Raw genomic sequence first — 18,274 nt, 5'->3', positions numbered from 1 at the left:
TTTAGACTTTTCGAGTCAATAGACTGATGCTGACCGTACTTTCGCTTATGGACGACCGCTCACGCCCCAAGGGCTCCCGAGACCCTTTGGGCATCGAGGCCATCTGGAGTTACATGGGGCGCAAGGTGGTCGGTAACCTGACCACCGTCACCAGCAACCTCGATAACTTTATGGTGGCGCTGCTGTGTTGCCATCATGCGAACGCTTGCTCAGATCAGCCGGATCAGATTCAGACAAATTATTTACGTGCAGAGCAGCTGGCCGCTTACCTACGTTTGGCTGCGGGCAATGAGAACTTTCTGGGTATCACTCGGGCCAAGGCCAATTTTAAAAATGGCTACCTGCCGCTGGGTAAAAATGAAGCAGCGCAGATCCTCAGTAATCAACTGAGTTATGGCCTGTGGGGTTTGTATTCGACGGCTATGCAGGTTGCTGGGCTGATCAGTGGATCTGATAGGCGCTTAACCGCTCAAGGCAGCACGCTGGTCGCAGAAATGACGGCCTGCATGGGTGATGCTGAGTGGCAGTCTTTTCATCAGCTTGCTTTGAACGATGAGGTCAGCCTGGAGCGCGTGCACGCGCTTGCGCCAGCGTTTAATGGCCTGCTACGCAATAGAGAAGTGCGGCGTGCTGTTGTGGCGGCGTTGCTGCAATGGCAAACCGCACGACCTTTGCAGCTAGAGCTATATGGTTGGTCTGCGGAATACCTGAGCGACTTCACTGGTGATCTGAGTGTGCCTGTGTTTTGTCGCTGGCTGCTCGGTCAGTCAGGCATTAGTGACGACTTGAGGGCAACAGTTCAGCAGATTCAGTCGCTTGAACCCTTGCTGGTACTGGCGGCCACGCTGATGGAATGGCTTCAAGGCCAGAAAGGCTGCAATCGCGCTGCGTTACTCGATGTTCTCCAGCCTCGACTGGAGGGGTTGGTTCTTGGCGATGCTTGGCAAGCAGTGGCCAGACTCCCTAATCGTTCCTTCCTGACCAACCTCTATCAGGCTGGTAACGCCCACGATGCAGATGCACTGATTAGCTGCGTACTGGAACAAAACAAGCAGGTCATGCAGCAGCGTGGCGGTGCGGCCTGGCTTGAATGGCAGGGCGATGCGCTGCGGGTGCGTGTTGCGAATGATCGAGCCTCCATACCGGAAAGCCTGTCTAAGCACTGTCATGGCCGTTGGTGGAACAGCTATTTCATGGGTTCGTTCTTGCAGATTGCCAGGCAGGCTGTGTGATGAAGGCATTGACCATTAGTGAAGCCTTTCGCGCAGTGATTGGTGAGCGTGAGGTAATGCAGGCGTTTTTTACGACATACACCTTTGAACCAGATTTCTTTGAACTTGAGGTGATGCCGCTGTTTTTGGGAAATCCGGCACTGTCGAGCAACGAATCGATACGCTATTACCAGCTGCAAAGCCTGATGCGGCAGCACGCGGGGCGCTTGGCGGTGGTGTATGACCTGAGCGTATTTGATCCGCAGCTAGCACCTCGCCTGGAGGTTGATTATCTGCCGATGCGAGTCGGTGGTGCCTGCCAGCATGCCAAGCTAATGGTGCTGGTCGTTCGTGATCGTAAGTCCAAGCAGCTGAGCATTGTCTTGGGTGCCGGCTCGTTCAATTTGACCAAGGCGGGCTGGTGGGAAAACCTTGAGGTGGGCCATTGGGTCGAGCTGAGTGAAGGCTCCGCCCCCGGCAATATCCTTGAGCCTCTCATTGACGCGTTGCGCTTTTATCAGGCTCGCACACCGTCGCCAGTGTTGGACAATATTCTTGGCGTGGCGATGGCGTTTGAGGCCTCTGCTGATGATCCCAATTGCAGTTTTTACTTCTCGGGCAATGGAGCAGCGCATCGTCATTTCGACACCTTTATTGCCGAGCATACCGATACAGACGCGGCGCTGGAGATCATCAGCCCGTTCTTCGCGGACGATGGTAACAACCGCACCATTATCGATTTTCTAGGTCGTTATCCATCGGCCACTGTGCTTCTGCCGCTGGATGAACAGGGGCAGGCGTTGGTGGATCGGCAATCGGTTTACGAGGCGTTGCCACGTGAATTGATAACCTGGGGGCAGTGGTGTGAGTCGATACGCAAGAGTCATCTTGATCCGAAAAGTCCTTATCGACGACTGCATGCCAAGATTTACCAGGCGCATGGAAAGGATCCGTGGTGCTTTGTTGGCTCGGTCAATCTGAGCTTCAAGGCCTTCCGGCAAAACGTAGAAGCGGGTTTCTTGCTCAAGGGCGGGGACGCAAAACCCTTGCTGGTTGCTCTGCAAGCGCCTCCGGATAGGTTCAAGGTTGAAGTCGAAGCCAGTAGCGCCAGTGCTGCGGGCGACCTGGAAATGCCGCCGATCTGTGTGGCGTTCGACTGGCAGACTGACATGCTGCATACGGCCTGTAAGGCACCAGGTGAGCTTGTACTGCTGAATAGTGCTGCGGAGGCCCTGGTTAGCGTACTGCTCAATGGAGCTGATGATCTGTTATCTCCGGCACCGCAGCTAAAAGCTCATCTACAGGGCTCCTCGTTGATGCATGCCCGCTGGCTTACTGATGCAGGGGAGGCAGAAGGGACTGTATTGGTTTCCCAGCGCAACCTGTTCTGTAGGCCGACCCATTTGCCTGCCTTGGACTTGCAAGCGTTGTTGAAAATCTTCATCGGCATGCATGAATCGCGGCGCTTGGAGCTGTTCGGTGATCTGGCTGTTCGGTTGCTGCATGCCAGTCAGGATGATGGTGTTCAGGATGAGTTTTTGCCTGGGCCGACAGCTGAAGGCTCTTTCGAAAGCTTTTTCGCTGAGTTTTCCCAGGTTAATGGTGCGTTTTGGGAGCTGGCGGAGCGGCTCGAAAAAGCCGAAAGTGAGGGTGATTTTCAGACATTAGCGTATTACCTGAAAGGTCAGCAGCCGGACTCGTTGCGCAAGGTGCTAGCCAGTATTGTTGGGTTGGTTTCGACCAACAAAGAGGCCTCTCTGATCGTTCGGTACCTGACACTGCTTAGCGTTACCGATTTGCTGAAACGATTTGCCGTGTACTCAGACGAAACCTTGATACATGAGGCCGAGAAAGCGCTGACAGTTTTGGAGCGCGATGAGCTACTTACCCAGCTTGATGGGGCAGAGGGTGAGCAGTTTATTCGCTGGTTCAAAACCAAATTCTTTGAGCCCGTTGCGGCAATGACGCGTACCAGTAGGGATGGGTATTCACGTGAACAGGATTGATCGTGATACCGCTGCTTGTTTGATAGATTTCTCTGCTGGCAAGCCCGAATTGGAGCAACTCGCCGCGCAGCAGTTAGAAGGTACGGTAGCCCTTCATAACCGTTTAGCTGATAGCCGGGTTGCCTACCTTGCCGACGAAGTCGGTATGGGTAAGACCTATATAGCGCTGGGTGTGGCTGCCCTGATGAGGCGGTTTAATCCATCACTGCGAGTGCTGTACCTGCTGCCAAAGAACAACGTGCGAGACAAGTGGGTCAAGGATTACAAGAGCTTCATCGAGTACAACTATGTGCCGCGTGATCTCTCGGTTAAGGGGCTGGGCAATCAGCCAGTGGCTCCTTACCGAGCCTGCGCAGGGCTGCCTGACCTGATTCAGTCGGTCGCAACCAGCAGCACGCGCGATTATTTCGTGTGTACATCGGCATTTAGTTTTGCCTTGGGCAATACCGCTTCTGATCTGCTGGCATCGCTGGCGCAATTTGCTCGACTTCTGCCTCAGCACGCTGACGACATAAGCTTGTTGCGCGGTGAAATACGTGAAGGTTTGTCAGGCACCGAATTGTCCAGGCTGAAGGCTAAGGTCAAATCGGCTTGGGCCTCGGCTTTGAACAATATCCTGCCCCGGTTTGATCTAGTGGTAGTCGATGAAGCCCATAACCTGAAAAAAGGACGTGAGAGCAGCGACCGCAACCAGTTGCTGGCCATGTTGTTGGGCGCTGAAGATGAAGCCCGCAACCGGGTTGGGCGTTTGTTATTGCTGTCTGCCACCCCGTTTGATCGTCAGCTTAATCATCTGCGCAATCAGCTCGACCTATTCGGCTTTGCTCGCCAGGTGGCATTGCCAACCGGTAACGATTGCACCAGTGAAGAGGTTCAGGCTGTGCTGTCACGGTTGATCGTTCGCAGACTCAATGCGATTGATCTGTGCGGTAAGCGTCACACGCGAAACATGTACCGGCGTGAGCACCGGACAGGTGAAGCGGCTGAGGTTCAGATGTCCATAGAGCAGCAGTTGTTTGCGGCGCTGTTGCAGAAAAAGGTCAGTGAGTACCTGCGAGAAAATTGCGCGGGACGCTTTGAGTTGGGCATGTTGGCGTCATTCGAAAGCTACCTGCCGGGTGAAAGGAACAAAGCCATTGAGTTCGATGGTCAGGATGATCATGCAAGCGATGGCAGCAAGCGTGATGCCCAAGATCGCCATGTAGTGGAGAGTCTGATTGATGACTTCAACCAGGAGTTCAAGACCACTCCGCCGCACCCGAAGATGGACTGGGTGGCTGAGCAGGCGCACCGGCTTAGCTTCGAACAAGGCAAGAAACAGCTGATTTTTGTGCGTCGGGTCAGGAGCGTTTCTGAGCTGAAGTTTAAATTGGAGCGCGCGTACGACCACTGGGTGGGTGATTACATCCGGGCCGATGCTGCCGTTGCCTTCTGGTTTGATAAATACAACGCTCAGGTGCGGGAGCGGAATCAGGCGCTGAAGGAAGACGTTGCTGCGGACGGAGACGTCGAGGCCACGGGTGAGAATTTCTTCACCTGGTTCTACAGAGGGAAAAATGTGGAGCTGGAGGGTGCCACGGAGCAGTTGCAGCAGTTGCCCTTCAACTTCCGGAATACCCTGGGTCAGACCAGCTACATGTTTGAGCCTAATTGGGCAGCTCTATCGGGAATGCCTGACGTGGCAGAATGCCAGATTGATTGGGGGCGATGGATTCGAGGGAATGGGAAGCCTAAGCCGACTCCACAGTTGCGATTTCGCTTGGCCCAGTTTGCCTACCTTAAGACGGTACTCAGCCAAGGTAATGATCAGGCCAAAGCGGCTGCCGAGCGCATTCTGTCAGTGGCTTTTGCTGGCTTCAAAGCCGAAGTTGAGCTGGCTGATGTGGCTAGCCTTCAAGCTGAGCTGAAGCGCAGAACGCTGTGGGATGTGATGCGTGCTTTACCGGCACTTGTGATGTTGAGCCCGGACTGGGGTAGCGAGACATTCAAGCAGTTGTCTGGTTCAGATGAGCTGGTTGCTGAGCGTTGTATTCGTCGACTTCTGACCCACATCGAGTTGTTAGCTGTGGTGTGTCGATTAGATCACCCCTTTATTGACCTCTATGCCCTGCGTGGTGCGCGCAAGGGTAATGATGAAGCAGATGCGGATAGCCAGTTGATCTCTGCATTTTCAGAGCTGCTTGGTCAGCAGAAGCTCCTCGGCCCGGGCTTTAGCTCATTTCATATTCTTCACGATGTTGCGACCAACCTGGATCTGTTGATTAAGCTGAATTTCGCTGAGGCTTACCACACACCGGCTGACAAGTTGACTCGCTACCTCACAGGCCAGCTGAATCCTTTGTCGCCGATAAGCGGAGCCACCGGGGAAAATAGCTCCAATCGTTCGCCTTTGGCCCGAAAATTCAGAATGCCCGGTTACCCGCGCGTGCTGATTTCCACTGATGTTTTTCAAGAAGGTGAGGACTTGCACACCTTCTGCGACAGCATTCAGCACTACGGCATATCAGCCAGCCCGATTGCGCTAGAGCAGAAGGTGGGGCGAGTTGATCGAATTGCGTCGATAGCTCATCGCCAAATGAGCAGCGCCGGTGACCAGTATCAGCAGCACTTTATTCAAGTTGGCTACCCACATATTCGTGAGAGCCTTGAGTTTTTTCAGGTTCGCCAGGCCGCAGCCAATCTGAATGCTTTCCAGCGCTCACTGCATAAGTTGGGCGATAGCAGCGTGTCATTTCAGCAAGACATTGATCTTCGTCAGCAGTTGGCTTGCTCAAACGCTATCGAGCCGCAAATCACTGAGCCGCTTGAAAGCCTGTTCAGGATCGGTCAGGAGGATCTGTCCGGAGAGAGCTTGTGCTCATCGCTCGTCGTAGAACAGGGCAGGGTAGAAGGCCGATTGAGCCATGTTCGTGGTCAAGTCGAGCGCTGCATTACCCATATGTTCAATCACTCCAGCCAACCGCAGGTACTTCGTGAAACCACTGAAGGTTGGGGCTGGAATGGGTATGAGCTAGCTCCGATTTCAATTCAGGTGCGCAGTGCAAAAGGGTTTGCTGAGCTGCTTCTTTCCGCCAGTTCAGTCTCAGAGCGTGTATGTGCACTGGAGGGCCTCGATGCAGGTGGGCGAGTCGATTGGTTGCGGGACTTGCAGGCTGATCCACTAGTTCGATTGCAGCTTGCCGGGGTGGAGCCGGTCACCGATGCGTTGCTGATTCAGCGCAATGCCGAGGTGTATGCAGGTGGTGAAGAGGTTTTGATTAGCCACGAAGTACTGGATGTTTATCAACGGGTCATGGGTGCTGGAAAATCAGTGGTCGTCCCCAGCAACTTTAGGCTCAAGTTGAAGGCAATGATCTCTGCCCTTTGCGAACAAAGTGGTCGGGTCACCATCAGGGAGCAGGGCGATGGATTGCTTTCATTTCTGTTCCACCATGAAGCTCGTGAGCAGTTGGTGGCATGGCGGCTCAACGATTCGCACGTGATCTTCAGCTCGGTCGTATTGGATAGCCATGCCACTCGGGAGTTGGCACAGAGTGGGAAAACCATGTCTGCGTGCCCGCTCGCGGCCCATACGCTCAAGCGTAATCGGGAGTTTGATCTGGTGGATTTCCACGTTGACCAGCGTGGGCAGTTGGCCGTCAGGGCCTGTCATCCGGTCGTTCATTTCAATAGTGAGGAGCTAGCCTTTATTGCGGCCTCGGTAGCTGCCGAAGCGGATCGCCTGGAGCAAATTCTGTTGGGTTTGATTGGTAGTGATTGAGGCACCCAGATCTTGATAACTCCATATTGCATGGCGCTCCCCGGGGTATTTCTAGCTTGCGGTAATGATGTGGTGGTTTATAATTTTTCAATTAGATGATCAATCTGCTAGGTTTTTTGCGTGAAAATAAACCACCTGATTGCAGACTGGCCCTCTGGAGTTATTGCCACTCAGAGCTGGTTACACCAGCACGGTGTTGGCAGCAGCCTTGCGCGTAAGTACCAGCAGTCCGGTTGGATTGAGCGGATTGGCCATGGTGCCTGGCAGCGTCGTGGCGATAGCGTCGACTGGCTGGGAGGCGTATTTGGCTTGCAGCAGGACGGCCTCTTGAAAGTCTGGCCGGGCGGCCAAACTGCCCTTGCTTTGCAAGGCTATAGCCACTATCTGCCGCTAGGCGAGGATGTGGTGACTTTGTTTGCCTCCCCTGGCTTAAGACTGCCTGGCTGGTTTGCTGAACATAAGTGGGAGGTGTCGATTCGCTGCATTGCGGCCAATCTTTTCAGCGAGCTGGATTCCGCTGCCTGGCAAACCTTTAAGCCTGCTCATCGCGAGTTCGAGTTGCAGATTTCCTGTCCTGAGCGGGCGGTACTTGAGCTGATCCACGCCAGTGAAGATGAGGCATTGTTCAGTTCGGCAGCGGAGCTGCTAAACGGTTTGGCGACACTGAGCCCCAGGCGTTTACAACGCTTGCTGGAGGCCTGTCGCTCAGTACGTGTGAAGCGGGTGTTTCTGTTGCTGGCACGCCATTCTGGGCATGCCTGGTATTCCCGTCTCGATTTGACGCGTGTCGACCTGGGTACTGGCAAACGGCAGCTAATTGCGGGTGGGTGTCTGGACAAGCAATTTCTGATTACGGTGCCGGAGCAGTTTGCTGATGCCTCTTGATGCTCGTTATGCCGCCCAGGTTCGTCTTTTAGTGCAGACGCTCCCCCTGGTCGCGGTGGAAAACTGTTTTGCATTGAAAGGCGGAACCGCCATCAATCTATTCGTGCGCAATTTGCCCCGTCTTTCGGTTGATATCGACTTGGCTTATTTGCCGAATGCTTCACGACAAGAAGCGTTAGATGACGCGCGTGCAGCACTGGGGCGTATTGCAGCATCCGCCGGGCGGGGCATCCCAGGCGCCAAAGCCACTCTGCAAACCAATCGACCGGATGAGCTGCGCATTCTTGTGCGCTCAGCAACGGCGCAGATCAAAGTCGAGGTTTCTCCGGTGCTGCGCGGTACTGTGCATCTGCCTGTGCAGCGGGATGTGGTCGCAGAAGTCGAGGATGAGTTTGGCTTTGCCAGTATGCCGGTCGTGTCTTTGCCGGATCTCTACGGAGGTAAAATCTGCGCTGCACTCGACCGTCAGCATCCTCGTGATCTGTTTGATGTGATGCTGATGCTCAGGGAGGAGGGACTGACGCGGGAAATCTTTGAAGGTTTCCTCGTGTATCTAATCAGCCATGGCCGACCGATGGCCGATTTGTTGGAGCCCCGCTGGAAACCACTGAAGCAGATCTATCAGGCTGAGTTTTCTGGCATGACACGCGAGCCTGTGGGTCTGGAGCAGCTTGAAGCCACTCAGGTCGCGTTAATGGATGCTATCCGAGCGCAGATCGCGCATCGGGATGTCGCGTTTTTGTTATCACTTAAACGTGGCCAGCCCGACTGGTCGCTGCTCGATCTGGCTGGTATTTCAGAGCTGCCAGCCGTTAACTGGAAACTTACAAATATTCGCGCCATGGCTGAAGGTAAGCGCGCAGAGTCCTTGGCTCGACTGGAACAGGTTTTACTGCGTTTGATGGTGAAGTCTGGCCAGTAAATCTCCGTGGTTCAAAGCTCCTCAAAAAGCACCGGTTGGAAATCCATCCCTGTACGGTTGGTTTATTTTTTGTTTTAAAAAAGCACTGAAAGTTTATTTTAGGTGGGTTTTATAAACCCACTGGAGGCGGTGATTGATGTTTGAGCAGTCTGCACAAATCGAACGGATCATCGACGGCCTACAGCAGCAGTTTGCCGTCAGCCGAGTGGTTTGGTGGGAAGATCCGCAGGGCGAGTTCCGCGAGACCTTGGAAGCGCTGACATTGCAGAATGTTCAGGTTTTGCGCCGCTCGGTGACGCCAGCGTTGGCGATCAAGCAACAGGTCGAGTTGCTGAATCCGAGTGGCCTTTTCCTTATTTACGAAGACAGTCATCGCCCCGAGCCAGAGCAGGATTGGTTGCTGGATATTCGATTGTATGCCGCGCCATTTGCAGCGGACCGTACGTCCATGCTCTTGCAAGAACTAGGACTGCGTCAGCACAGTTTGCGTGAGCACCTGAAGCTGCGTAGTGCGTTCTTCGCTAGTAAAGATCGGGTAGCCAAGATCCAGCGACTGCTCAATCCGGATGACGATGAGGCAGCGCTAGATCTGAAGATCCTCGCGGTACTGGGGAAGGTTGAGCAGGCTGAATTGTTTGCAGTGCTCACGGCTATCTTCGCCACCTTGGCCGAAGCTGAAGAGCTGGAGACTAATCCCCTGTGGGAGTCGATCTCTAAGTTCGATATGCAACCGGTGTTCTGGCAGCTGATGTTGCAGGCGTTCGGCTATAAGCATGGTGAGCCTTCTCTGCGCCACTTTCTTGTGCGGTTGTTTGCCACTGACATCGGGCATGCCTTGCATACCCAGGCCCCGACCAGCCTCAAGGCCCTTCAGCTCAACCCTTCACGCGCTGCAAATGTCGCGGTCTTCTTGTCGCAGTGGCGCGATAGCACGTTGCGACAGCGTGCTTATGATCGCTTGTCCAGGCGAGTGGCGGCAGATTTGCGCCCGACAGAGTTGTTGGCTCAGGTGCCTTTGGAGGCACTGATGGCCGTCAGTACCTTTGTGGATGTTGAGCGTCAGATTGCCGAGCGTTTGCGAGATGCCGTGCTCTCTAATACCAGCGAAGCGGTTGGCCTGAAATTGCGTGATATGGCTAGCCGGCGCATGGATGATTACTGGGCCAATCCTCGCTGGCCAGATAACGAGGACGCCAACCGTTCGGTGTGGTACGCATACTATCGCTCGCTGATTGCAGCATCTGAACTGTTCGAGCTGAAGCTGCGTTACGCCGGTGGTTTTTCGTTTGCCTCCGCTGAGGCCTGCTACAGCGCCTATACTGGTGAGCTTTATCGTTTCGATCAGCTCTATCGGATGTATCACGAAGCCGCTGATGCTGTGTACGCGCGCAGTCCGGATGCCCTGTCCCCGTTGACCTCGCGGGTTGAGCAGGACTACTTAAACGGCTTCCTGCAACCACTGGCTCAGAAGTGGGGCAGCTTCGTCGATGGCGGTCTGCTGCAACAGTGGCAATTGCCTGATGTACCCAATCAGCAAAATTTCTATGCCGAGCAGGTGGATCGCTATTTGAAGGGGGGCGAGGATCGCCGGGTGTTCGTGGTGATTAGCGACGCGCTGCGCTATGAGGTGGCTCAGGAGCTGAGTGACTCGCTCAATGGTAAGTACCGGTTCGCCGCAGAACTGAGCAGCCAACTGGGTGTTCTGCCGTCTTACACCAAGCTCGGTATGGCCAGCCTGCTGCCGCACAAGTCACTGAGCTATACCGATGCGGGCTTGGTTCAGGTGGATGGACTGAGCAGTGATGGTCTTGAGGCGCGTAACAAGATTCTAGCCAGTGTGAATGGTCTGGCCCTGCGTGCCGAAGACTTCCTGACCATGAACAAGACCGATGGGCGAGAGCTAATCAAGCCGTACCGTGTTATCTACATTTATCACAACAAGATTGATGCGGTTGGCGATACCGCCAGCACTGAGAGCAGCACCTTCAGTGCTTGTCGCGATGCCATTGAAGAGCTGGAGTCCATCATTAGTCGCATCATCAATAATCTCAACGGTCATCGGGTGGTGGTTACAGCGGATCACGGCTTCCTGTTCCAGGATTCAGCGCTTGAGGCTTTAGATAAGAGCAAGCTGGTCACCAAGCCCTCTGGAGCTGTGGTCTCGAAAAAGCGCTATCTGATTGGTCGAAATCTGGGCATTTGCGACCAGGTGCATGCTGGCTACATCCGGGACACCGCAGGCATCAGCGATGACATGATGTTCTGGTCGCCACGCGGGGTGAACCGTTTCCACTTTGTCGGTGGCGCACGGTTTATTCATGGCGGAGCTGCGTTGCAGGAAGTGGCTGTGCCGGTGCTCAAGGTGCAGCAGGTGCGCGGCCAGAAGGCCAAAGACACGGCAGTGCGCAAGGCGCAGGTCACGGTGCTTGGTAACAACTTCACCATCACCACCAACCGCTATGTGTTCAACCTGTTGCAGACGGAGGCAGTCTCCGAGCGGGTACTTCCGGCGGTGCTGCGTGTAGGTTTATATGATGATGCTGGAGAGGCGGTATCAGCGGTGGAGCTGGTCTCCCTGGATAGCGACTCACAGAATCTTGACCAGCGCCAACGCAAGGTGATTCTGACGCTATTGAACCGTCCGTTCTCTTCCAGTGAGCGCTATTTCTTTAAGTTGCTTGACGCAGAAACTGACGTTGAGCAGTTCCGAATTGACGTCCGTATCAACCTGGCGATTAGCAATGACTTTGACTTCTGATAGCGGCACTCTTGATCTGGATCTCGACGCACTGCTTAACCGCTTTTTTACCGGCAAGGTGGTGCGCAAGGATCTGACCAAGCGTTTGAAAGAAGGCATCAACGTACCTGTGTACGTGCTTGAGTATCTGCTCGGCATGTACTGCGCCTCGGACAACGAAGAGGTCATTGCCGATGGCTTGGAAACCGTAAAGCGCATCCTTGCTGAAAACTACGTTCGCCCCGACGAGGCCGAAAAGGTTAAGTCGAAGATCCGCGAGCGCGGCAGTTTCAAAATCATCGACAAGGTTTCAGTCAGCCTGAACGAGCGCCGGGACATCTACCAGGCGCTATTCATGAACCTGGGCGTCAAAGATGCGGAGATCCCCAGTCGCTTCATCAAGGACTTTGAGAAGCTCCTTGCTGGCGGTATCTGGTGCATCGTGACCTTGAATTACTTCTTCGAGGAGGGGGCCAAAGGTTCGCCTTTCACGGTGCATGACCTCAAGCCCATCCAGATGCCGAACATGGACATGGATGCGTTGTTGGAGGCGCGCAAGGCGTTTAGTGAAGGTGAGTGGATTGATGTGCTGCTCCGCTCAACGGGCATGGAGCCAGCTCATTTCAACGAGCGCACGAAGTGGCATCTGCTCACCCGGATGATTGCCTTCGTCGAGAACAACTACAACTGCTGCGAGCTTGGCCCCAGGGGCACAGGTAAGAGCCACATTTACAAGGAAGTCAGCCCGAACAGCATCCTGGTTTCCGGTGGCCAGACCACCGTTGCCAACCTCTTCTACAACATGTCGCGCAGGCAGGTAGGGTTGGTCGGGATGTGGGATGTGGTGGCCTTCGATGAGGTGGCAGGGATCTCGTTCAAGGACAAGGACGGCGTCCAGATCATGAAGGATTACATGGCTTCGGGTTCCTTCGCCCGTGGACGTGACTCCATCTCAGCTTCTGCGAGCATGATGTTTGTCGGCAACATCAACCAACCGGTGGACACCTTGGTTAAGACCAGCCACCTACTGGCACCGTTTCCAAGCGCGATGATCGACTCTGCGTTTTTCGACCGTTTCCATGCCTACATTCCAGGCTGGGAGGTGCCGAAGATGCGCCCTGAGTTTTTCACTAATCGCTACGGCCTGATCACCGATTACCTGGCCGAGTTCATGCGCGAGATGCGCAAGCGAAACTTTGCGGATGCCATCGACCGTTTCTTCAAGCTGGGTAACAACCTAAATCAGCGTGACACCATCGCTGTGCGCCGGACGGTCTCTGGCTTGCTGAAGCTCTTACATCCAAGTGCTGACTATGACCGTGAAGCTGTACGTCGCTGCGTTGAGTACGCATTGGAGACCCGTCGCCGGGTGAAGGAGCAGCTGAAGAAAATTGGCGGCATGGAGTTCTTCGATGTGCATTTCTCGTACATCGACGCCGACACTCTGGAAGAGACGTTCATCAGCGTGCCGGAGCAGGGCGGGGGCGGGCTGATACCCGAAGGGCAAGGTAAACCGGGGGCAATGCATCTGGTGTCGACCGGAGCCAATGGGCACCTGGGGCTCTACCGGCTGGAAACCCAGATCACTGCCGGTAGCGGCAAGCTGAATATGTCCGGCCTTGGAACCAGCTCATCCGCGAAAGAAGCGTTGAAGGTTGCGTTCGACTACTTCAAAGCCAATATCAATCGCGTGAGCGCAGCATCAAAAGTAGGCGATCACGACTACCACTTGCATGCCGTCGAGCTTCATAACACTGGTGCACCCAAAGCATTGACCCTCGCAGGTTTCGTCGCCTACTGCTCAGCGTTGATGCAGCGGCCACTGCAAGCGCAGATGGTGGTGCTGGGGGACATGAGCCTGGGTGGAAACGTAGTGCCAGTGGAGAACCTGGCTGCATGCATGCAGGTGGCTTTCGATGCCGGTGCGAAACGCATCCTCCTGCCTATGGCCAGTGTGACGGACATCCCAACCGTACCTGGCGAGCTGTTTGCTAAGTTCCAAACCAGTTTCTACAGCGATCCGGTGGATGCTGCGTTCAAGGCACTTGGGGTGAGCTAATTACCGATTTAGTTGGCTATTTCGGCAGGGATGACAGGGCTTGGAGAAGCAATGGGTAAGGGGCATTACACAAGGCCAGCAGTAATCCAAGTTACTGAAATGCGCCTCAGCTATGGCTTTTCAGGGGACTGCTTTCCCCTTACGTTTGAGCTCTCCGAGCGGCTCAAGCCCCTCGTAGCTTCGCATCTGCCTCGACGTAGAAAGTGGCATTTCAATGACCGGGTACTGCTTTGGCTTAGCCCTGAGTTGGAGCCAGACTTGATAGCGTTCTATCAAGGTGGTGGTGATATCTTTCTGATGAGTTATGACGAGGCTTGGGCTCAAAAGCTCGATATTGAGCTACTTCGTGTGCTGGCAAAGCGTTTGGAGGTACTCAGTCCCGGTATCCTGACCATGATTACCGGGCAGTAGAGACCGAGTTTGAGTCTTTGCCGTCTGATACCGCGACGCTATCTTTTTTGCCCCCGAAGCCCTGCGATCACCATGCAACTCAGCCGCTCCCCGTTTTCCTTCCGCGCCATGGCTCGTATGCCTGTCAGTTTCTCGCCCGGAATCTCCATCACAAGGTTGTTCGGGGTGTCGAAGAGCCCATCATAATCAGCGGCATTCTGAACCCCGGCCAATTCTTGCATGGATAGCGAGTGGATCGGGTCGTAGCCGTTTTCGTAGCCCTCCACGAGCACCGCTATGTCGTCGGGAAATTGCTGTAGCAACTGAATCAATTGGGCGACTGTCATCTATTCATTCCTGTCCCAGGGGCTGGAGCAGTGGATGTGACGCTCTATCGTTTCGGCTAGTTGCCTAGCGTCTAAAAGTGCATGGTGCGGAGCGTCGTCGAGCTCTTCGGTATCGCTCTGGATCGCAGCTGGAAAAGTCCCAGCCTCAATACCTTCAGGGAGGCCTGATGACCCTGCCAGCCAGAGGAGCAACGGCCAGTCCCAGGCTATGGCATCGCTGATGATTTCAGCTGAGCCAACCAAGCGGAGAAACGAGAGTAAGTCCAGCCTGGCTTGTTCTGTGCTTCTACCATGTTGAAGCAAATCGAGCTGGGGCAAAACGATGGACTGGGTGAAGTCGGAGCACTCGTCTTCCGTCCAATTATCTGCAAGCTCGACATAGAACTCCTGACCGTCCGAGGAAACCAGCGCAAGGCTGATCAGCCGGTAGGTAAAGCGGTTCAGTTGGGTGAACTCAGTATCCAGGTACAGACGCATCATGCGCGCTCCTCTGGCTGCCCGGCTGAAGGTTGTATCGCAATATGCAACCTTGGGTCTCACGAGAGTGGAGCCTTGTTTGTGCATCAGCTTCACCGAGTGATTCAGGTTTCTCAGGAAAAAACCTACTCTTGAGAATAGTTTTCGCTGCCAACTTGAAGGTGCTCAAACGTTCCCGCAGGCGTTGAAGCAGGAGGTCGAGCTTTGCTCGTGAGCGGGTTTGAAGCCGGTAGGCCGGTCGGCTCCTAATTTGCATGGCTAACGCATCAGGGGCAGCAGACCGAAGGATTTCCGGCGTCCCAGTGTAAGAAAAGTAAACGCCTGCTTTCTCCAGCAGCTCCTTTATTTTTGGCTGCTGCGCTCTAATAGTAGGGTCATCTGTGCGGATGGGCGTCTGGAGCGTCCGCCGCTTCGTTTCTGGATCTGCATCGAGCGCTGTCATTTTCGCTTTGAAGAGACTCGTCCGATTCGCGAAAGCGGATTCGCACTCCGGGGACAGGTAAAACGGGCAGGCGGTCTTGGCGCGTGTGAAGGCGACGTAGGCAGAACGGCGGTCGGTTGTTTCACTGACTAGGTAGAACGCATGCTCGACGGTAAGCCCTTGGGATTTGTGAACGGTCATGGCGTAAGCGTGATCGAGCCTGTCGTAGTCGCTGAGATGCCAGCAGATTTCAGTGCCTGAACGATCCAGACGGACATACACAAGCGTTTTAAACTGTGCTTCATCATTACCCGATTCGTGACACTCGATATGGGTGACCGTCGCTCGGTCTCCATTGAACACTGGCGTCTGACCAAGCTTTGCGTTTTTGCGCAGCATGATCCGGTCGCCTGGGCAGAGCGCAAGCTGTCGGGAATACCCTCTGTCATTGCTCACCTGGATAACCTTTTCGGCAGATTCGTCCAGCTCGCCATGTGCCATGCGTATTTCCCGTACGCGCTGATTGAGCTGGTTTACATGGCTGTTGCGATCAGCCAGCAGGAGGATTTCGCTCCAGTCAGTGCCAGCCTTGTGTATCTGCGCGGCATCGTTGAGCATTCGTTCAAGGGGGGATGGATGCTCGGGGCTGGTTCCGCGAAGCAATCCGCGTCGTTGCATCATTGCAGGGGCATCCTGTGTATCGGAAAACCAGGCCAGGCTGATACCTCTATCTTCAGCGCTACGCTGGCGGGCTATCTGCTCAAGCCGCGCTGCGCCGAGGTGCCGGGTTAGCATATGAAGTGTGGATGCCGAGCCAACAGCTTCAAGCTGTTTAGAGTCTCCTACTAGCACAATCTTGGCTCCCGCAGCCTCGATATGGCCAAGGAGTTTATGCAGCGTGCGAGTATCCACCATGCCTGCTTCATCCAGCACGATTACGTCCAGGTTGGTCAAGGTAAATGGTTTTCTGGCGTTATCGCTCTCCAGGCGCATGAGCAGCGCATGGATGGTTTGCGAGTCAATACCGGCGCTTTTTTGCAGCTCGGCCGCAGCTGCCCCTGATGGAGCCAAGCCGAGTACGCGATGCCCAGCAGCGTTATAGGCAATTTTGAACGCGGCCAGTGATGCGGACTTTCCAGTGCCCGCAGCACCCTGGATGATTGCGATTTGGCGTCCATCGGTGGCATGCAGCATGGCCTGAACCTGCTCATCACGAAGGGGGAATCCTTTCTCCCGTTCGCATTGCCGCAATGCTTGCTGAATTTGAAGGTCGGAGAGGGTGAAGCGCTGCCTATGTCTTGAAGCTTTGCGAGCAAAGCGCAGCAGATCGACTTCGAGCTGCCTGAAGGTTTCAGTAGTGAAATATGAGTCCTCACCAGGGCTGTCCGGCAGGCGCACAACTCCCAGTTGCTGGGAGACGGCGGACTCAATCTCGGAGAGTGATCCGATACCGCCATGCAGGATGCTCAGCATGGCGACAGCGCGGTCGAGATCGTGATGTCTAAAGACAGAGTTGTTCTTGAATACCAGGGCTTCGGCGGCGAGCAGCGTAGTTGGCGTGAGATCTCCAGGCTCGGGTGACAGGTCAGCCAGGCAGGATTTCCATTCCTCTCGCAACGTTTCCCCTCCAACCCCGGCTTTGGTTTGGCGAGTTCTTTTCGCGGCTGCTCGTGCCGCGTCAGCGCCTGATGCCCCCATGGCCTTCAGAGCATTCTGAATTTCTTGGCGGCGTGTGGAAAAACGCATGATTGTGCTGTGATCAATGCCGGCGACGACCAGGCCGCTGCGTTCAGGGACGCACTCAAGAAGATTGGCGACTCCTGGGAGATCGCGTTGCAGGATGCTGGCAAGGCTGGCATCAAACAGAGCGGCAATCTCCACTTGGCGGCGGTATAGCTCGCGGGCATCCAACGTTCTCCATTGGCCGTCGCTGCCGAGAACCAGATTCGGAAACTCTGCATGCACGTGAAGGTGCGGCTCCTGGTTGCGATTCGTGAAATGAAGATAAGTCGCTGCCACGACTTCGCCCGGATGAGTCTCGCTGCCTTGTGCGCCAGTGCGGTAAGCGAAGATGCCACGACTTTCGAGGTGCAAGATGGTTCGACCGGTGGCTTCCATCATTGCACGCTCAAATTTCATTTGCTGATCGCGGGGAAGTGTGGCGTACAACAGTGATAGCGACTTATCGACGAAAAGATGTAGAAAATCCGGCCAGCGCTCGGTTCTCATTACTTAGCTGAGTTCGCCTTGTCTTGCTACAAAATGATTTCGCCGTCCTTGGATTGATGCCAGACATAAGGGCTTTATAGTCCCCGTTCTTTGGTCTGGCACCAAGTTTAAGTTCGCTTGATCCGTTGCCAACAAAAGCAGCCAGTAGGGTGTCACCATCGAGTTTGAAGTAATAGTCTTCAGCACCTGATGATTTATGAGTTATCTCCTCTCCGGTTTCATGGTATTCGGCACGCGCTTGGATGTCTTCCGTGTTGAATTTATCGATTGTGAAAATGCTCATATTTGATCCTCAAGATCGAGGATCGATATCAAGCCGGCCCTTACGCCATCGTTCGCGGCATCAGTGACCCTGGAGCTCAACAAGGAAATTGAGCGAGCTATTTGATCCTGAATAACCTGGGCTGTAGCGCGATCTAGCTGGATTACACTGGCTGTTTTTAAAGAGAATCGGCGAGTGATAATGGCTACAAGATCGTCAACATCAATCGACGTAATTATTCTTTCAAGAACACGGCTTTGAGCGATGCCAAGGGATTTGGCTAGATTATCCAATGCTGTTTGGTTCGCATGGCTCTCTATGCTCTGGCTGTAGATTTTTCTCATAACATGCCTCATTGAATATGCCTACTACATTATTAGTAGAGGCATATGGGCATGAGCTTGTGCAATAGTTATTTGTGGGTTTGGATTTGACGCTAGTGCAACCTTCGAAGAAGGTGCAGCAGTGTTAGATTGTTGGCGCTGATGGAAAATTGACCCACCCTGCCGATTGAAATTTGACCCAGGGCGGATTGCTGATTTTGTTACCAGCAACTGTGGATAAGTCT

13 protein-coding genes are annotated in these 18,274 nt (G+C 54.3%); 8 read left to right on the top strand and 5 right to left on the bottom strand.

Features of this window, described 5'->3' with window-relative positions; genetic code table 11:
* Positions 1-26: 26 nt before the first annotated feature.
* The 8 genes from ACQKIK_RS10790 to ACQKIK_RS10755 all read left to right on the top strand — a co-directional run bounded on the left by ACQKIK_RS10790 (position 27) and on the right by ACQKIK_RS10755 (position 13,991).
* A complete protein-coding gene (locus ACQKIK_RS10790) occupies positions 27-1,232 on the top strand; it encodes a hypothetical protein (RefSeq protein WP_499135925.1) in 1,206 nt (401 codons plus the stop codon).
* Positions 1,232-3,217 (top strand): phospholipase D-like domain-containing protein, encoded by a 1,986-nt coding sequence (locus ACQKIK_RS10785; RefSeq protein ID WP_499135924.1) that lies wholly within the window; start codon positions 1,232-1,234, stop codon positions 3,215-3,217. Before ACQKIK_RS10790 ends, ACQKIK_RS10785 begins: the two co-directional genes overlap by 1 nt.
* A complete protein-coding gene (locus tag ACQKIK_RS10780) occupies positions 3,204-6,977 on the top strand; it encodes a DEAD/DEAH box helicase family protein (protein ID WP_499135923.1) in 3,774 nt (1,257 codons plus the stop codon). Before ACQKIK_RS10785 ends, ACQKIK_RS10780 begins: the two co-directional genes overlap by 14 nt.
* 120 nt (positions 6,978-7,097) lie before the next feature.
* Complete coding sequence (locus tag ACQKIK_RS10775; RefSeq protein ID WP_499135922.1) at positions 7,098-7,862, top strand: type IV toxin-antitoxin system AbiEi family antitoxin domain-containing protein; 765 nt, start codon at positions 7,098-7,100, stop codon at positions 7,860-7,862.
* Positions 7,852-8,784 carry a nucleotidyl transferase AbiEii/AbiGii toxin family protein gene (locus tag ACQKIK_RS10770; protein ID WP_499135921.1) on the top strand — a complete coding sequence of 311 codons (933 nt, stop codon included), beginning with the start codon at positions 7,852-7,854 and terminating at the stop codon, positions 8,782-8,784. The genes ACQKIK_RS10775 and ACQKIK_RS10770 overlap by 11 nt, the downstream gene beginning before the upstream one ends.
* A 136-nt stretch (positions 8,785-8,920) precedes the next feature.
* Positions 8,921-11,542: a BREX-1 system phosphatase PglZ type A gene (gene pglZ, locus ACQKIK_RS10765; RefSeq protein WP_499135920.1), complete on the top strand. Its 2,622-nt coding sequence runs from the start codon at positions 8,921-8,923 to the stop codon at positions 11,540-11,542.
* A complete protein-coding gene (brxL, locus tag ACQKIK_RS10760; protein WP_499135919.1) occupies positions 11,526-13,580 on the top strand; it encodes a protease Lon-related BREX system protein BrxL in 2,055 nt (684 codons plus the stop codon). The genes pglZ and brxL overlap by 17 nt, the downstream gene beginning before the upstream one ends.
* Before the next feature lie 51 nt (positions 13,581-13,631).
* A complete protein-coding gene (locus ACQKIK_RS10755) occupies positions 13,632-13,991 on the top strand; it encodes a hypothetical protein (protein WP_499135918.1) in 360 nt (119 codons plus the stop codon).
* A gap of 38 nt (positions 13,992-14,029) precedes the next feature.
* Here the strand turns inward: ACQKIK_RS10755 and ACQKIK_RS10750 are convergent, their stop codons facing one another.
* From ACQKIK_RS10750 to ACQKIK_RS10730, 5 genes are read right to left on the bottom strand one after another with little or no spacing between them, the layout of a single operon-like run.
* Entirely contained in the window at positions 14,030-14,317 is a 288-nt protein-coding gene (locus tag ACQKIK_RS10750) for a hypothetical protein (protein ID WP_499135917.1), read from the bottom strand.
* Positions 14,318-14,797: a hypothetical protein gene (locus tag ACQKIK_RS10745; protein ID WP_499135916.1), complete on the bottom strand. Its 480-nt coding sequence runs from the start codon at positions 14,795-14,797 to the stop codon at positions 14,318-14,320.
* Positions 14,772-17,444, bottom strand: a complete 2,673-nt coding sequence (gene mobF, locus ACQKIK_RS10740; RefSeq protein WP_499135914.1) for a MobF family relaxase — start codon at positions 17,442-17,444, stop codon at positions 14,772-14,774. The genes ACQKIK_RS10745 and mobF overlap by 26 nt, the downstream gene beginning before the upstream one ends.
* Positions 17,398-17,727 carry a hypothetical protein gene (locus ACQKIK_RS10735; RefSeq protein ID WP_499135913.1) on the bottom strand — a complete coding sequence of 110 codons (330 nt, stop codon included), beginning with the start codon at positions 17,725-17,727 and terminating at the stop codon, positions 17,398-17,400. The genes mobF and ACQKIK_RS10735 overlap by 47 nt, the downstream gene beginning before the upstream one ends.
* The gene (locus ACQKIK_RS10730; RefSeq protein WP_499135911.1) at positions 17,724-18,050 is read right to left on the bottom strand and encodes a hypothetical protein; all 327 of its coding nucleotides are present in this window, start codon (positions 18,048-18,050) and stop codon (positions 17,724-17,726) included. The genes ACQKIK_RS10735 and ACQKIK_RS10730 overlap by 4 nt, the downstream gene beginning before the upstream one ends.
* Positions 18,051-18,274: the final 224 nt, after the last annotated feature.

The sequence above is a fragment of the Pseudomonas sp. NPDC047961 genome (genome assembly GCF_050272435.1).
In the GTDB taxonomy this organism is placed as follows: Bacteria; Pseudomonadota; Gammaproteobacteria; order Pseudomonadales; family Pseudomonadaceae; genus Stutzerimonas.
Note: the sequence above shows the minus strand (reverse complement) of the source record. Positions and strands in the feature narration are given on the sequence as shown.

Bases quoted from the DNA above. Each gene is read 5' to 3' on its own strand.
- mobF (WP_499135914.1), bottom strand. From the start codon at position 17,444: ATGAGAACCGAGCGCTGGCCGGATTTTCTACATCTTTTCGTCGATAAG.
- ACQKIK_RS10785 (WP_499135924.1), top strand. From the start codon at position 1,232: ATGAAGGCATTGACCATTAGTGAAGCCTTTCGCGCAGTGATTGGTGAG.
- pglZ (WP_499135920.1), top strand. From the start codon at position 8,921: ATGTTTGAGCAGTCTGCACAAATCGAACGGATCATCGACGGCCTACAG.
- ACQKIK_RS10730 (WP_499135911.1), bottom strand. From the start codon at position 18,050: ATGAGAAAAATCTACAGCCAGAGCATAGAGAGCCATGCGAACCAAACA.
- brxL (WP_499135919.1), top strand. From the start codon at position 11,526: ATGACTTTGACTTCTGATAGCGGCACTCTTGATCTGGATCTCGACGCA.
- ACQKIK_RS10770 (WP_499135921.1), top strand. From the start codon at position 7,852: ATGCCTCTTGATGCTCGTTATGCCGCCCAGGTTCGTCTTTTAGTGCAG.
- ACQKIK_RS10750 (WP_499135917.1), bottom strand. From the start codon at position 14,317: ATGACAGTCGCCCAATTGATTCAGTTGCTACAGCAATTTCCCGACGAC.
- ACQKIK_RS10735 (WP_499135913.1), bottom strand. From the start codon at position 17,727: ATGAGCATTTTCACAATCGATAAATTCAACACGGAAGACATCCAAGCG.
- ACQKIK_RS10755 (WP_499135918.1), top strand. From the start codon at position 13,632: ATGGGTAAGGGGCATTACACAAGGCCAGCAGTAATCCAAGTTACTGAA.
- ACQKIK_RS10745 (WP_499135916.1), bottom strand. From the start codon at position 14,797: ATGATGCGTCTGTACCTGGATACTGAGTTCACCCAACTGAACCGCTTT.
- ACQKIK_RS10790 (WP_499135925.1), top strand. From the start codon at position 27: ATGCTGACCGTACTTTCGCTTATGGACGACCGCTCACGCCCCAAGGGC.